The 15,173-nt window shown below is 67.5% G+C and carries 15 protein-coding genes and 1 riboswitch; of the genes, 6 read left to right on the top strand and 9 right to left on the bottom strand.

The genetic code is table 11. From position 1 onward, the window contains the following. Nucleotide 1: 1 nt before the first annotated feature. From trpS to glyA, 8 genes are all read right to left on the bottom strand, one after another. Complete coding sequence (gene trpS, locus AR539_RS07115; RefSeq protein ID WP_066434149.1) at nt 2-1,111, bottom strand: tryptophan--tRNA ligase; 1,110 nt, start codon at nt 1,109-1,111, stop codon at nt 2-4. 18 nt (nt 1,112-1,129) lie between these two features. Continuing rightward, nucleotides 1,130-1,963: an exodeoxyribonuclease III gene (locus AR539_RS07110; RefSeq protein ID WP_066434147.1), complete on the bottom strand. Its 834-nt coding sequence runs from the start codon at nt 1,961-1,963 to the stop codon at nt 1,130-1,132. A 10-nt stretch (nt 1,964-1,973) separates the two neighbouring features. Beyond that, nucleotides 1,974-2,549: a hypothetical protein gene (locus tag AR539_RS07105; RefSeq protein ID WP_066434144.1), complete on the bottom strand. Its 576-nt coding sequence runs from the start codon at nt 2,547-2,549 to the stop codon at nt 1,974-1,976. A gap of 86 nt (nt 2,550-2,635) precedes the next feature. After that, complete coding sequence (locus AR539_RS07100; RefSeq protein ID WP_066434141.1) at nt 2,636-3,484, bottom strand: ABC transporter permease; 849 nt, start codon at nt 3,482-3,484, stop codon at nt 2,636-2,638. Further along, on the bottom strand, nt 3,481-4,335 hold the full coding sequence (locus AR539_RS07095) for an ABC transporter permease (protein ID WP_066434138.1): 855 nt from the start codon (nt 4,333-4,335) through the stop codon (nt 3,481-3,483). Before AR539_RS07095 ends, AR539_RS07100 begins: the two co-directional genes overlap by 4 nt. After that, complete coding sequence (locus tag AR539_RS07090; RefSeq protein ID WP_066434136.1) at nt 4,328-5,290, bottom strand: ABC transporter ATP-binding protein; 963 nt, start codon at nt 5,288-5,290, stop codon at nt 4,328-4,330. Before AR539_RS07090 ends, AR539_RS07095 begins: the two co-directional genes overlap by 8 nt. Nucleotides 5,291-5,541: 251 nt before the next feature. Continuing rightward, nucleotides 5,542-6,441, bottom strand: coding sequence for a bifunctional methylenetetrahydrofolate dehydrogenase/methenyltetrahydrofolate cyclohydrolase (locus tag AR539_RS07085; RefSeq protein WP_157360989.1), 900 nt, complete (start codon nt 6,439-6,441; stop codon nt 5,542-5,544). Between the two features lie 20 nt (nt 6,442-6,461). Then, nucleotides 6,462-7,763 (bottom strand): serine hydroxymethyltransferase, encoded by a 1,302-nt coding sequence (gene glyA, locus AR539_RS07080; RefSeq protein WP_066434128.1) that lies wholly within the window; start codon nt 7,761-7,763, stop codon nt 6,462-6,464. A 179-nt stretch (nt 7,764-7,942) separates the two neighbouring features. Further along, a riboswitch (ZMP/ZTP riboswitch) is annotated at nt 7,943-8,029 on the bottom strand. Nucleotides 8,030-8,103: 74 nt separating this feature from the next. Between glyA and purU the strand changes: the two genes are divergently transcribed. Together purU and AR539_RS07070 are read left to right on the top strand one after the other, a co-directional pair. Continuing rightward, nucleotides 8,104-8,964 (top strand): formyltetrahydrofolate deformylase, encoded by an 861-nt coding sequence (gene purU / locus AR539_RS07075; RefSeq protein ID WP_066434125.1) that lies wholly within the window; start codon nt 8,104-8,106, stop codon nt 8,962-8,964. 66 nt (nt 8,965-9,030) lie between these two features. Continuing rightward, nucleotides 9,031-9,429: a class I SAM-dependent methyltransferase gene (locus tag AR539_RS07070; protein WP_066434123.1), complete on the top strand. Its 399-nt coding sequence runs from the start codon at nt 9,031-9,033 to the stop codon at nt 9,427-9,429. 344 nt (nt 9,430-9,773) lie between these two features. Here AR539_RS07070 and AR539_RS07065 read toward each other — a convergent pair whose 3' ends face one another. Beyond that, nucleotides 9,774-10,292, bottom strand: coding sequence for a DUF2231 domain-containing protein (locus tag AR539_RS07065; protein WP_066434121.1), 519 nt, complete (start codon nt 10,290-10,292; stop codon nt 9,774-9,776). A 114-nt stretch (nt 10,293-10,406) separates the two neighbouring features. Here AR539_RS07065 and AR539_RS07060 point away from each other — a divergent pair, with 114 nt between their 5' ends. From AR539_RS07060 to mmsB, 4 genes are all read left to right on the top strand, one after another. Next, nucleotides 10,407-10,925, top strand: a complete 519-nt coding sequence (locus AR539_RS07060) for a gamma carbonic anhydrase family protein (RefSeq protein ID WP_066434119.1) — start codon at nt 10,407-10,409, stop codon at nt 10,923-10,925. Nucleotides 10,926-10,992: 67 nt separating this feature from the next. Beyond that, nucleotides 10,993-12,183 (top strand): ROK family transcriptional regulator, encoded by a 1,191-nt coding sequence (locus AR539_RS07055; RefSeq protein WP_066434117.1) that lies wholly within the window; start codon nt 10,993-10,995, stop codon nt 12,181-12,183. Between the two features lie 130 nt (nt 12,184-12,313). Beyond that, nucleotides 12,314-13,870 carry a multiple monosaccharide ABC transporter ATP-binding protein gene (gene mmsA / locus AR539_RS07050; RefSeq protein ID WP_066434112.1) on the top strand — a complete coding sequence of 519 codons (1,557 nt, stop codon included), beginning with the start codon at nt 12,314-12,316 and terminating at the stop codon, nt 13,868-13,870. Nucleotides 13,871-13,886: 16 nt separating this feature from the next. After that, a complete protein-coding gene (mmsB, locus tag AR539_RS07045) occupies nt 13,887-15,155 on the top strand; it encodes a multiple monosaccharide ABC transporter permease (protein ID WP_066434111.1) in 1,269 nt (422 codons plus the stop codon). Nucleotides 15,156-15,173: the final 18 nt, after the last annotated feature.

Here is a 15,173-nt window from a genome sequence, read left to right as displayed (position 1 = left end):
CCTAGCGGGCTCCGGAGGTGCCGGCGTAGGGCAGGAACCCCACCTTGGCGTAGACATCCTGCAGCGTGGCCGAGGCGATCCCGCGCGCCTTGTCGGCGCCGAGGGCCAGCAGCCGGTCGAGTTCCGCGGGATCGTCCAGAAGCTCGTTGGCCCGGTCCCGGATGGGGGTCAGGGACTCGGTGACGACCTCTGCCAGGTCAACCTTGAGGTGGCCGTACATCTTGCCCTGGTAGGCCGCGACAAGGTCCTCGACGGTCCGCCCGGTGAGGGCCGAGTAGATGGTCAGGAGGTTGGAGACCCCGGGCTTGGCCTCGCGGTCGAACCGGATCTCCGTCTCCGCGTCCGTCACCGCGGACTTGATCCGTTTGGCGATGACCTTCGGGTCATCGAGCAGGTTGATGAGCCCCGCCGGCGACTCCGCCGACTTGGACATCTTGGCGGTGGGGTTCTGCAGGTCGTAGATCTTGGCGGATTCCTTCTGGATGAAGGGTTCCGGAACGCGGAAGGTCTCGCCGAAGCGCGTGTTGAAGCGCTGGGCCAGGTCGCGGCTGAGCTCCACGTGCTGCCGCTGGTCCTCGCCCACCGGAACACCCTGCGGCTGGTACAGGAGGATGTCGGCCGCCTGCAGGATGGGGTACGTGAACAGGCCCACGCTGGCCTGGTCCGAGCCGTGCCGCGAGGCCTTGTCCTTGAACTGCGTCATCCGGGAGGCCTCGCCGAAGCCGGTGATGCAGTTCAGGACCCAGGCGAGCTGGGCGTGTTCGGGCACCTGCGACTGGACGAAGAGCGTGCACTTGTCCACGTCCACGCCGCCGGCGATGTACTGTGCGGCCGTGACGCGGGTGCGGTGCGCCAGCTCGGCCGGGTCCTGCGGGACGGTGATCGCGTGCAGGTCCGGGATGAAGAAGACGGCGTCATATTCGTCCTGCATCCGGACCCAGTTCACCAGGGCGCCGAGGTAGTTGCCCAGGTGCAGGGAGTTCGCGGAGGGCTGCATGCCGGAGAGGACGCGCTGGCGAACCCCGGAAGGGAGCCCGGAGGCCACGGCGGGAGCCGCGGCCGGAACAGCGGCGGTGTCGGTCACGGGGGTCACAGTGGAAGAAGAGGTCATTCGCGAGGGGCCTTAAGGCTAGAGCCGGTAGTCCACTACCAGCGGGGCGTGGTCGGAGAAGCGGGTGTCCCAGGACGGTGCCCGGTCGACAACCGCTGACACTGCGGCGGCAGCGAGGTCTGGCGTGGCGATCTGGTAGTCGATGCGCCAACCGGTGTCGTTGTCAAAGGCCTGCCCGCGCTGCGACCACCAGGTGTAGGGTCCGTCGACGGCGCCGGCCAGGCCCCGGTGCACGTCCTTCCAGCCGATGTCCTCGCCGAAGAACCGGTCGAAGTAGGCGCGCTCCTCCGGCAGGAAGCCGGCCCGTTTGACGTTGCCCTTCCAGTTCCTGATATCCAGCTCCGTGTGGCCGACGTTGAGGTCGCCCACCACCAGGGCGTGGTCGCTGTGCTTGGCCAGCTCGGGCAGCCGGGTGATCATGGCGTCGAGGAAGCGGAACTTGTCGTCCTGCTTCGGGGTTCCCGCCTCGCCGGAGTGCACGTAGGCGCTGGCGACGGTCAGCTGCGATGCTTCTCCCGCGGCGTTGCGGACGATGAAGTCGGCCTCGACCCAGCGGCCGGCGGTGGCGAAGTAGTCCACGCCGATGCCTACCCGGGTCTGCTGGGGCTCGGTGCGGGAGGCGATGGCGACGCCGGCGCGGCCCTTCGCCTCGGCCTCGGCGTGCAGGATGAACCAGCCCTCGCCGATCAGTTCATGGACGATCGCGTCGGGGGCGCGGACCTCCTGCAGGCACAGGATGTCCACCTCGCGGGGCGCCAGCCACTCGGCCATGCCCTTCTTGTAGGCGGCGCGCAGGCCATTAACGTTGACTGACGCGATGCGAAGGTTGTCCTTCTTCAATGCCTGGCTCACCCGATCCACTCTAGTCGACAATGGTTCCGGAGACCGGTTCGTCGGCGCCGCCGGAGGACTTGATCATGTCCCGGGCGTTGGTGGCGGTGATCTCGATGGTCTCCAGGGCGCGGCGGATGGTGTCCTGGTCCGAGGCGGCGCCCTTGGCCCGCTCCTGCTCCACAACGCGGACCTGCACCTGCACGATCTTGAACGAGTGGTCGAGCTTCATGTCCCGGACCTCGTCCGCTTCGCGGCGGACCTCCACGAGGCGGGTGCTGCCGGAGTCGGCGCTGCCCGGCGACGGCGCCAGGCCGGCGGCCGCGTTGAAAGCGTTCTGGGCTTCCGTGAGCTTGGCTCCCGCTTTCTTGGCCGCCTTTTGGATGCTGAAGACGACGAAGGAGGCCAGCGCGAGCCAGAAGCCGGCGATGATCGCAACGATCCAACCGACGACGTCATTCTGGTTGGCCGCAAAGATCACCGCGACGACGAAGGCGATGATAAACACCATCATTCCGGGTCCGCTGATGCGGAACAGGGAGAACTTGCCGGCGGCGGAGTTGTACGCGGACGGCTTGGAAGACTCGGAGTTGCCCAGAGATTGCATGAGCCTATTATCGCAAACCCCTGCGGGCGCCCCGGCCCGCTTCCACCCGGGGCGAACGGCAGTCCGCGTGGACCTCCCTCCGGGGACTATTTGAGGAACAGCTTGCGCAGCCGGCCGGTGGTGAGCAGCACGCCCAGGACGATCATCACCAGGTAGTAGCCGATGTGGACGGCCGTGGCCGGGGTGAAGACGCCCACGCTGATCTGGCGCAGCAGCTCCACGCCGTGCCACAGCGGCATGGCCTGGATGAACCACTGGATGGGCTGCGGGTACACGCTCAGCGGGTAGAAGGTGGCGCTGAACAGGAACATGGGCAGCATCACGAAGTTGATCCAATCCATCTGCTGGAACGTCTTCATGTAGCTGGTGATGCCCATGCCGAAGCTGGCGAAGCCGAAGGCGATCAGCACCGCGGCCGGGATCATCAGGATGGCCCACGGGGTGGTGATCAGGCCCATCAGGCCCATCACGGCGGTGAATCCGGTGGCGTACATCAGGCCGCGAAGCAGCGCCAGGAAGATCTCCCCCATCGCAACGTCCAGCGGCCCCAGCGAGGTATAGAGCATGCCCTGGTACAGCTTGGCGAAGTTCATCTTGAAGAAGACGTTCCACGTGGAGTCGTAGACGGCGCCGTTCATGGCGGATACCGCCAGCAGCGCGGGGGCGATGTACGCGGCGTAGGAAATTTCCCCGCCGCCGGGGCCCTGCACCGACCCCACGATCGCGCCGAGGCCCACGCCCATCGAGATCAGGTACAGCACGGGTTCGAAGAAGCCCGAGAGCATCACCATCCAGTTGCTGCTCTTGGTGGCCATCAGGCCGCGGGCGATCACCGCGCGGACGTTGCGGGAGTAGAGCGGGCCGAAGTGCCGGTTGCGGGCCGCCTCGGTGACGCTGTGGCTCGCCGGCCCCGGGCCGGTGGTGACGGCGCTCATCCGCCCATCCTTTTCACGAACTGGCGCTTGGTCAGGACCCAGCCGGCGGCGCAGAGCGCCAGCAGGAACACGACGTGCGCGATGGTCAGCAGCGGGGCTTCCTCATAGCCGTAGCTGAGCACCCGGCCCAGCTCCGTGCCGTGCCAGATCGGCGAGATCCAGCCGATCCAGCGCACGGCCAGCGGCAGCGTGTCCAGCGGGAAGAAGGTGCCGGAGAACAGGAACAGCGGCATCACGATGAAGCGCATCACCATGGCGAACTGGCCCTTGTCTTCCTTGATGGAGCCTGCGTAGGCCATAAGGGGCAGGCCGAAGGACAGTCCGGCGACGGTGGCCACCAGGATGGAGGCCCACCCCCAGGGGCTCGGGGACGCGCCGAACAGGGCCACCACGGCGAAGTAGATGGCGGACTGCAGCACCAGGCGGACCGTAACGGCGATGATCTGCCCCAGCGCGATCTGCTCCGGGGTCAGAGGCGAGGCGTGCGGCCCGTAGTAGACCCGGCGCCATTTGAAGCCGTCCATCACCGGGAAGGTGAACTCGTTCGCGGCCGTCATGACGGCGGCCGAGACCAGGAGCGCCGGGGCGATGAACACGAGGTAGCTGACCCCGCCGAAGGCCGAGGTGCTGTTGGTGTCCACCAGCGTGGCGAGGCCGACCCCCATGGCGAAGAGATAGGCCACCGGCTGCCCGACGCCGTACATGACGATGGTCCAGCCGTAGCCCTTCATCACCCGCAGGACCTGCTCGGCGTAGTAGAAGGCCCCCCACTTCCGGGCCTTCGCCGCCGAGACCTCCGGCGAGTGAGCGCGCAGGGCGGGCGCTGCCGTCGTGGTTTCTGCCTTAGTCAACGAGGCTCCTGCCGGTCAGCCGGAGGAAGACGTCCTCCAGCGAGGAGCGGCGCACCAGCGAGGTCACCGGGCGCAGTCCGCGGGCGGAGACCTCCTCGAGGGCGGCTTCGCCGTCGTGCGCGTAGATCAGGACGCGGTCCGGCAGGGTTTCCAGGCGTTCGCCGATCCCTTCGAGCTCGGCGCCGATGGTGGCGTTGCGTTCGGAGCCGAAGCGCAGTTCCAGGACCTCGCGGGTGGAGTATTCGCGGATCAGGCTGGCGGGCGAGCCCTCGGCCATGATCTTGCCTTTGTCCACCACGATCAGCCGGTCGCAGAGCTGCTCGGCCTCGTCCATGTAGTGGGTGGTGAGGATCAGGGTGACGCCCTGCTCCTTGAGCCGGAACAGCCGGTCCCAGAGGATGTGCCGGGCCTGCGGGTCCAGCCCGGTGGTGGGTTCGTCCAGCAGCAGGATGCGGGGTTCGTTGATGAGGGACCGGGCGATGGTGAGCCGGCGCTTCATGCCGCCGGACAGGGCGTCCACCTTCGACTTGGCCTTGTCCGTGAGCTGGGCGAATTCCAGCAGCTCGTCGGCCTTGGGCTTGAGGTAGCTCATGGGCAGGCCGAAGTAGCGGCCGTAGACCAGCAGGTTGTCGCGGACCTTCAGTTCCTCGTCCAGGTTGTCCTGCTGCGGCACAACGCCCAGGTGCGCCCGCACCTCCGGGCCGTTCTGGTCGGGGTCCAGGCCCATGATGCGGAGGGTTCCGGAGGTGCGCTGGGACACCCCGCCGATCATCTTCATGGTGGTGGATTTGCCGGCGCCGTTGGGGCCCAGGAGGCCGAACGCCTCGCCCGCGGGCACGGAAAAGGAGATGCCGTCGACGGCGGCGACGTCGCCGTAGCGCTTGGTCAGGTTCTCGGCGGTGATGACGTACTGCGGCGCCCCGGTTGCGGCGGCGCTGCTGTTGGGGGTGCTCAAGGGGGCGTCCTTTGAGGAGGCTTCCGCGGATTGGCTGTGTTTGGAGACGAGTTCAGGCACCCGAACACGGTAATGGAAACGGCCGAACTATGAAAGAGTCTTTTCGTAAAAAAAAATCCAGACGTTTGCTGATCCGGATGCCCCAGGGGCTTAAACGCGCCAGGGCGCCCCTCCAACGAAGGGGGCGCCCTGGGTAAAGCAGCTATCTACCGTCTGTTGTAGGCCTTTAGCTGCGGCGTTTATTTGCGGCCCTACCTGCGGCCTGCGGCCGCGTGGCGTTCCGCGGTTTCCACCACGTTGGCCAGCAGCATTGCGCGGGTCATCGGCCCCACTCCCCCCGGGTTCGGGGAGAGCCAGGCGGCGACGTCGGCCGCGGCCGGGTCCACGTCTCCGGTGACCACGGCCTTGCCGGAACCGTCGTCGACGCGGCTGACGCCGACGTCGAGCACAATGGCGCCCGGCTTGAGGTCCTCGGCCCGGATCATGTGCGGCTGGCCGGCCGCGGCGATCACGACGTCGGCCTGCCGCAGTTCAGCGGGCAGGTCCACGGTGCCGGTGTGGGCCAGGATGACGGTGGCGTTGACGTCCTTGCGGGTGAGCAGCAGCCCCACCGGACGGCCGATGGTGACCCCGCGGCCCACCACCAGCACCCGCTTGCCGTTGAGGTCGATGCCGTGCCGGGTGAGCAGCTCCACGCAGCCCTTGGGAGTGCAGGGCAGCGGGGACTTCATGGGCCCGCCGACGTTGGCCACCAGCCGGCCGAGGTTCATCGGGTGCAGGCCGTCGGCGTCCTTGTCCGGATCCATGGCCTCCAGGATGGTGTCCTGGTCGATGTGCTTCGGCAGCGGAAGCTGGACGATGTAGCCGGTGCACTCCGGGTTCTCGTTCAGCTCCCGGACCACGGCCAGGAGCTCGTCCTGGGTGGTCTCCTCGGGCAGGTCGCGGCGGATGGACGTGATGCCCACCTCGGCGCAGTCCTTGTGCTTTCCACCCACGTACCAGGTGCTGCCCGGGTCGGAGCCCACCAGGATGGTGCCCAAGCCCGGGACGATGCCCTGGGCTTTCAGGGCGGCGACGCGTTCGGTCAGTTCGGCCTTGATCGTGGCGGCGGTGGCTTTGCCGTCAAGGATCCGGGCGGTGCTGGCGGGGATGATGGGAGTCTCCGTCGTCATTACCACTGCTCGTGCTGCGGGTACAGGGGGAAGTCGGCGGCGAGCTTGTCCACACGGGTCTGCAGCGCCTCCACGTCCGTGCCGGAGCCGGCCTTCAGCGCGGTCGCGATGATCTCGGCGACCTCTGTGAACTCCTCGGCGCCGAAGCCGCGGGTGGCCAGGGCCGGCGTGCCGATGCGCAGCCCGGAGGTGACCATCGGCGGGCGTGGGTCGAAGGGGACGGCGTTGCGGTTGACCGTGATGCCCACCGAGTGGAGCAGGTCTTCGGCCTGCTGGCCGTCCAGCTGGGAGTTGCGCAGGTCCACCAGGACCAGGTGCACGTCCGTGCCGCCGGTGAGGACGGAAACGCCGGCGTCGGCCACATCGGACTGGTTCAGGCGGTCGGCGATGATGCGGGCGCCTTCGAGGACACGCTCCTGGCGCTCCTTGAACTCAGCCGTGCCGGCAATCTTGAAGGCAACAGCCTTGGCGGCGATGACGTGCATCAGCGGCCCGCCCTGCTGGCCCGGGAAGACGTTGGAGTTGATCTTCTTGGCCCAGTCCTGCTTGGCCAGGATCACACCGGAGCGCGGGCCCGCGAGGGTCTTGTGCACCGTGGAGGTGACGACGTCGGAGTGCGGCACCGGGCTGGGGTGCAGGCCTGCGGCGACGAGGCCGGCGAAGTGCGCCATGTCGGTCCAGAGCAGGGCGCCCACCTCGTCGGCGATCGAGCGGAACGCGGCGAAGTCCAGATGGCGCGGGTAGGCGGACCAGCCGGCGATGATCACCTTGGGCTTCTCGGCGATGGCCTGCTCGCGGAGCTTGTCCATGTCGATGCGGAAGTTGTCTTCCTCGACCTGGTACGCGGCGACGTCGTAGAGCTTGCCGGAGAAGTTGAGCTTCATGCCGTGGGTGAGGTGCCCGCCGTGGGCGAGGGAGAGGCCCAGGATCTTGTCGCCCGGCTTGATCATCGCGGACAGGGCCGCAGCGTTCGCCTGGGCGCCGGAGTGCGGCTGGACGTTGGCGTATTCGGCGCCGAAGAGCTCCTTGACCCGGTCGATCGCCAGCTGCTCGGCGATGTCGACGTACTCGCAGCCGCCGTAGTAGCGGCGGCCGGGGTAGCCCTCGGCGTACTTGTTGGTCAGCACCGAGCCCTGGGCTTCCATCACGGCGCGCGGGGCGAAGTTCTCGGAGGCGATCATTTCCAGGGTGCCGCGCTGGCGGCCGAGCTCCTGGGCGAGGACTGCTGCGATTTCAGGATCGAGGTCCGCCAGCGGCTGGTTGCTCACGGCGGCGGACGAAAGGCTAAGAGAGGTGGTCACGGGGAACTCCTGGCTAGGCAACGGGCACTGCTCAAAGGTCAGGTTACCGGCTGGCCCGCGGCTGCGCCCCTAGGTTACGGTCCCGGACTGCGGGAAAGTAGCAACAGCAAGGGGCCGGCATCCGGTTGCGGGATGCCAGGCACGGGCCGGCAGCGGGTGCTGCCCGCCGGAAAAACGTGACCCTCGGCCCAGGCGTACGATCCGTGGTCTTCACTGCGTGCCGCTCCCCGGTGGTTAACCACCCAACGCCAGTTGCGACCGTTCCAGACTACCCCAGACCCGCAGCCGTGCCCCAGCCGCCGGCACGGGCCCCGCGTCCTTCGCGGGTAGGCTGTTCTCCGTGAATGACCACCAGCTGACTGCTTCCTACATCCTGACCCTCTCCTGCCCGGACCGCCCCGGAATCGTGCACGCCGTCGCCGGCGCCCTGCTCGTGGCGGGCTGCAATATTACGGACTCGCAGCAGTACGGCAGCCAGGGCACGGGCACGTTCTTTATGCGCGTCGAGGCCACGACGGCGGCCCCGCAGGCCGAACTGCAGGCCGCCCTGGAGCCCGTGGCCCAGGCCTTCGGGATGCAGTGGAGCCTCAACCCGGCCGGCCGGAAGGTCCGCACCCTGCTGATGGCCAGCACGTCGGCGCACTGCCTCAATGACCTGCTGTTCCTGCAGCGCTCCGGCACCCTGCCGATCGAAATCCCGGCGATCGTGTCCAACCACCGCGACCTGGCGGGCTTGGCCGAGTTCTACGGGATCCCGTTCCACCACATTCCCGTCACCCCGGGCACCAAGGCCCAGGCCGAGGACGAACTGCGGTCACTCATGGCCCGGCACGACATCGAACTCACGGTCCTGGCCCGCTACATGCAGATCATTTCCGACGAGCTGTGCCAGGAACTGACCGGCAAAGCCATCAACATCCACCACTCCTTCCTGCCATCCTTCAAGGGCGCCAAGCCCTACCACCAGGCCCACGCCCGCGGCGTGAAGCTGATCGGCGCCACCGCGCACTACGTGACGGCGGCCCTGGATGAGGGCCCCATCATCGAGCAGGAAGTCATCCGGGTGGACCACCGGCGCACCGCCGAGCAGTTCGTCCAGATGGGCCGCGACGTGGAGGGCCGCACCCTGGCCCAGGCGGTGCAGTGGCACGCCGAACATCGCGTCCTGCTCGACGGAAACCGGACGGTTGTCTTCAACTGAGCTGCCTTCCCACCGGGCTTCCTTCGACCGGTTGTTTTCAGCTGATCCCGGTCATTGAATAGGGGTATGGAACTTTCCGCGCAAGACCCGTTCCCGGACTTCGTGGCCCTGCTCAAGGCCGAGGGCCGCAGGGGCGTGCTGGGCCTGGACTGCGGCCAGGGCACGGACGGGCTGCGTTTTGTGCGGTCGGGCATCCACTTCACCGGCGTCGACCCCTCCGAGGAGAACGTCCACTCGGCGCGGGCCCGCGGGCTGGAGGCCTCGGTGGCCGCCGCCCCGGCGCTGCCGTTTGCTGACTCCGTTTTCCCGGCGGTGTGGGCGCCGGATGCCCTGGCGGGGCTGCCGCCGGAGGAATGGGAGGGTGTGGTCCGCGAACTCCAGCGGGTCGCAGCGCCCGGTGCCCCGATCGCCGTCGTCCGCCCCGAACCCGGGGAGGGCTACACCGTGGTCCGCTCCCCCGCCTGACACCCGCCACACCCGACGCTCCCTCACATCCGGCGGCGTTCCACCCGATCCTCCTCACATGCGGCGGCGTTCCACCCGACGCCCCCTCACATCCGGCGGCGTTCCACCCGACGCCCCCTCACATCCGGCGGCGTTCCACCCGACGCTCCCTCACATCCGGCGGCGTTCCACCCGACGCCCCCCTCACATCTGGAGCCCTTCCACCCGACGCCCCTCACATCGGGCAGGAGGGTTCGTCTTCTCGCTGCAGGATCTGCGGGAGGGTCCGTTTGTAAACCGCAGGATCTGCGGGAGGGTTCGTCTTCTCGCTGCAGGATCTGCGGGAGGGTCGGGGGGCGGGGCGATTAGGGGGTGCGGCGGCTGCGCATGTGGCCGCCCAGGAAACCGCCCACAATTGCGACCGCTCCGCCCGCGCGGGCCAGGCGCACGCCCAGGCGGTGCCGGTCCCGGGTCCGGGCCACCCACGACGCCAGGAAGATGAGGGTGGCGGTGAGGTTGGCCGCGGCATGCACGACGCCGATGCGCCGGGTTGCGCGGTCGGCCCGGGCCCATTGGGCCCAGCCGGTGATCCCGGTGGGGGCGGCGGCAACAACGCCGAGGGCGACGAGCCGTGTGGCCGCCCGCCTGGTGCCGTCGTCCCGGAAGAGGTCCAGGAAGATCGCCATAAACCAGGCGCCGAACGGCACATCGGTGGCGATCCCGTGCGGCGGTATCCCGGTCGCCTCGCCGCTGAAGAAGCTTCGCAGCCGCCGGTCGGCCACCAGTTTGTCCGCCAGCGGGCCGGCCGCCCGGACGGCCGGGTCCAGCCGCTCCGACTCCCCCAGCCGCCGCATGGTTCGCAGGAACATGTTCTTGTCAGCCATGACGGCCCCTCCCGGACGGCGCGCTGTGATGGGCCCGATCCTACTCAGCCCCGGCCGCGGTTCAACCCCCTGCCGCGCAGCTCCTGGGCCGGGGCCGTGTCCTAGGCTGGAGGAATGGCTCCCATTTACGCATTCGCCGGGGACACCCCGGCCGTCCATGATTCCGCTTTCGTCGCGCCCACCGCCTCGGTGATCGGCAAGGCGACCCTCGCCGAGGACTCAAGCGCCTTCTACGGCGTTTCCGTCCGGGCCGACACCGCCGCCATCACCGTGGGCGCGGGCACCAACCTGCAGGACAACGTGGTGCTGCACGCCGACCCGGGCTTCCCTTGCACGGTGGGCGCCCGGGTCAGCGTGGGCCACAGCGCGGTGGTGCACGGCTGCACCGTGGAGGACGACTGCCTCATCGGCATGAGCGCCACCATCCTCAACGGCGCCGTCATCGGTGCCGGCTCCCTCATCGCGGCCGGTGCCGTGGTCCTGGAGGGGACCGTGGTCCCGCCCCGCTCGCTGGTCGCCGGCGTCCCGGCCAAGGTCCGGCGCGCGCTCACCGACGAGGAATTCGCCGGGGTCCAGCAGAACGCCGCGCACTACCAGGGACTGGCCCGGGCGCACCGGGAACTGCACGCCTGACCCGACACGGGCGCTCCGGTTGCGTTAACTTCTTGACTACAAGAGCGTGATGCGGGAACCTTCATGCATGCCCTCACCAACGCGCTCAACGAGGAGCCGCACCAAAAACCCCGGATCGCAGTCCGCCCTCCGCCACCTGAACCAGCAGCGGATCATCGAATGCCTTCTCGCCGGACCCTCCACGCAGGCGGAACTGGCCCGGCAGACCGGCCTGTCGACGGCCACCGTCTCGAACATCGTAAAGATCATGCAGGACGCCGGGCTGGCCTCCACCGAGCCCACCACCAGTTCCGGCCGCCGCGCCCTCAACGTCCGGCTCAACAGCAACGGGGCCGTGGCGGTCGGCATCGACTTCGGCCGCCGGCACCTGCGCGTTGTTCTGGCGTCCCTGAGCTACCACGTCATCGCGGAGGAATCCGTCCTCCTCCCGCTGGGCCACCAGGCCGAGGAGGGCATCACCGCCGCCGTCGGGCTGGTGGACCGGCTGCTGGATTCCAGCGGCGTGGAACGCAGCGCCGTGGTGGGTGCCGGCGTCGGGATCCCCGGCCCCATCGACCGGCGCACCGGGACGGTGGCGCAGGGCGCCATCCTGCCCGAGTGGGTGGGCATCAACATCCTCGAACGCCTCGAAGAGGCCCTGGATCTGCCCGTTTTTGTCGACAACGACGCCAACCTGGGCGCCCTCTCCGAGGTCACTTGGGGGCCGCACACCGGCATCAGCAACCTGATGTTCCTCAAGATCGGGTCCGGCATCGGTGCGGGGCTGATCCTGAACGGAATGCCCTATTACGGCAACGTGGGAATCACGGGCGAAATCGGCCACGCGACCATCCATGAACACGGCCTGGTCTGCCGCTGCGGGAACCGCGGATGCCTGGAAACCATCGCCTCCACCACCACCATGATCGAGCTCCTGGGCCGCGGTGACGACGCTCCGCTCACCCCGGAGGACATCGTCCGCAAGGCCCTCGCCCGGGACTCGGCGACCCTGCGCGTGGTGGACGACGCCGGGCTCGCCGTCGGCCGCGCACTGGGCAACGTGGCCAACCTGATCAACCCCGAGGTGATCGTTGTGGGCGGCCCGCTGGCCGGGCTCGGCGAGCTGCTGCTGGACCCGATCCGGCGGGGCCTGGTCCGCCACGCCGTGCCCGTGATCGGCGAAACCACCACCCTCACCATGTCCTCGCTGGGCGACCGGGCCGAGGCCCTGGGAGCCACCGCATTGGTGTTCCAGCACGCGGGAATCCGACGAAACTGAGTTTTCGTTATCGGGCCGTTGCGTTAAAGACTTGACGACAACGCCTGTGATCCAGTTTACTTTTCCATCAGACGACCCTGCGGTTTGCAGGGGCGGACAACGAAGTCATGCATTGGAGGCGTAAGGGCAGATGACGTCCCTCAACACGCACAGCGATCCGGTAATCCTCGAGATGCGCTCCATCACCAAAGAGTTCCCCGGCGTTAAAGCTTTGTCCGAGGTGAACCTGCGGGTGAAGGCCGGTGAGATCCACGCGATCTGCGGTGAAAACGGCGCCGGCAAGTCGACCCTCATGAAGGTCCTGTCGGGGGTCTACCCCTACGGCAGCTACACGGGCGACATCGTCTACCAGAGCGAAGTCCAGCAGTTCAAGGACATCCGGGCCAGCGAGCACGCCGGAATCGTGATCATCCACCAGGAACTCGCGCTGATTCCCGAGCTGTCCATCATGGAGAACATCTTCCTGGGCAACGAACCCACAAAGCGTGGCGTGATCGACTGGGCCGAGGCACGGACCCGTTCCACCGAGCTGCTGGCCCGCGTGGGACTGCGGGAGGACCCGGAGACCCCCATCAAGGAAATCGGCGTCGGCAAGCAGCAGCTGGTGGAGATCGCCAAGGCCCTGAACAAGTCGGTGAAGCTCCTTATCCTCGACGAGCCCACCGCAGCGCTGAACGAGTCCGACTCCCAGCACCTGCTGGACCTGATGCTGGGCCTGAAGGGCCGCGGCATCACCTCGATCATCATTTCGCACAAGCTCAACGAGATCGAGCAGATCGCGGACTCCATCACCATCATCCGCGACGGCAAGTCGATCGAGACGCTCAACGTCAAGGCCGACGGCGTCGACGAGGACCGCATCATCAAGGGCATGGTGGGCCGCACCCTGGAATCCCGGTTCCCGGACCACGAGCCGAAGATCGGCGAGGTCTTCTTCGAGGTGAAGAACTGGAACGTGGGTCACCCCCAGGTCCAGGACCGCATGGTCTGCAAGAACTCGAACTTCTTCGTCCGCCGCGGCGAGATCGTGGGCTTCGCCGGGCTGATGGGCGCCGGCCGCACCGAGCTGGCCCGCTCCGTCTTCGGCCGGTCCTACGGCCGGTTCCTCTCCGGACACGTGTACATGGACGGCAAGGAAGTGGAGCTCAAGAGCGTCCGCCAGGCGATCGACGCCGGCCTGGGCTACGTCACGGAGGACCGCAAGACCCTGGGCCTGAACCTGCTGGACGACATCAAGGAAACCACCGTCTCCGCCAACCTCAAAAAGGTCAGCAAACGCAACGTCATCGACGCCAACAAGGTCTTCACGGTCGCCGAGCAGTACCGCAAATCCCTGCGGACCAAGGCGCCCTCCGTGGAGGAAGGCGTGGCCAAACTCTCGGGCGGGAACCAGCAGAAGGTGGTGCTGGCGAAGTGGATGTTCACCGACCCTGAGCTGCTGATCCTGGACGAACCCACCCGCGGGATCGACGTCGGCGCCAAGTACGAGATCTACGGCATCATCCAGCAGCTGGCCAACCAGGGCAAAGGCGTGATTGTGATTTCCTCGGAGCTGCCCGAGCTGCTGGGCCTCTCGGACCGGATCTACACCATCTTCGAGGGCGCCATCACCGGCGTGCTGAACAAAGACGAAGCCAGCCAGGAAAACCTCATGAAGCTCATGACCTCCGCCCGCAAGACCGCCTGAACCAAGGACTGAAACAATGAACGCGCTCAAGAAGCTCTTTGGCGGCAACACCCGCCAATTCGGCATGATCTTCGCCCTGGTGGCCCTGATCATCTTCTTCCAGATTGCCACCGACGGCCGCACGCTCACCCCGGGCAACGTCATCAACCTCTTCAACGGCAACTCCTACATCCTGATCCTTGCCATCGGCATGGTCCTGGTGATCATCGCCGGCCACATCGACCTGTCCGTGGGTTCGGTGGCGGCGTTCGTCGGCGTCTGCGTGGCCCTCTTCATCCGCGACTGGGGCATCCCGTGGTACCTCGGCATCCTCATGGGGCTGCTGCTGGGCGTCCTGATCGGGGCCTGGCAAGGGTTCTGGGTGGCCTACATCGGCATTCCGGCGTTCATTGTGACGCTCTCCGGCATGCTGATCTTCCGCGGCGCCAACCAGTACGTGGGCAAGTCCAACACCATCCCGGTGCCCTCCGACTTCCAGAAGATCGGCTCCGGCTACCTCCCCGAGGTGGGGCCCACCACCGGCTACAACAACCTCACCCTGCTCCTGGGCCTGGCCGCCGTCGCGTTCGTTATCTTCAGCGAGATCCGCTCCCGCCGCACCGCCAAGGCCCTCGGCGCCGAGGTCCCCGAGACCTGGGTCAGCATCACCAAGCTGGTCCTGATCTGCGCCGCTATCCTCTACGCCACGTACCTGTTCGCCACCGGCCGTCCGGGCACGTCCTTCCCCATCCCCGGCCTGATCCTGGCAGCGCTCGTTATCATCTACGGCTTCATCTCCTCCAAGACCGTGATCGGCCGCCACATCTACGCCGTCGGCGGGAACCGGCACGCCGCCGAGCTCTCCGGCGTGCAGTCCAAGAAGGTCAACTTCCTGGTCATGATGAACATGTCCGTCCTGGCCGGCCTGGCCGGCATGATCTTCGTCGGCCGCTCCACCGCCTCGGGCCCGTTCGACGGCGTCGGCTGGGAACTGGACGCCATCGCGGCCGTGTTCATCGGCGGCGCAGCGGTGACCGGCGGCGTGGGCACCGTGATCGGCTCGATCGTCGGCGGCCTGGTCATGGCTGTGCTGAACAACGGCCTGCAGCTCCTCGGCGTCGGCGCCGACCTCACCCAGATCATCAAGGGCCTGGTGCTACTGATCGCCGTCGCGTTCGACGTCTACAACAAGACCCAGGGCAAGAAATCCATCATCGGCCTGATGTTCAAGAACTTCGGCCGCAGCAGCGAGATGAAGCCCGACGAGACCACCTCCACCAAAGAGGTCATCTCCAAGGGCGCCTGATCGGCTCCCTGGACCTCC

The sequence above is a fragment of the Arthrobacter sp. EPSL27 genome (genome assembly GCF_001512305.1).
GTDB lineage: Bacteria > Actinomycetota > Actinomycetes > Actinomycetales > Micrococcaceae > Arthrobacter.
This window is presented reverse-complemented; position numbering and strand designations above follow the sequence as displayed.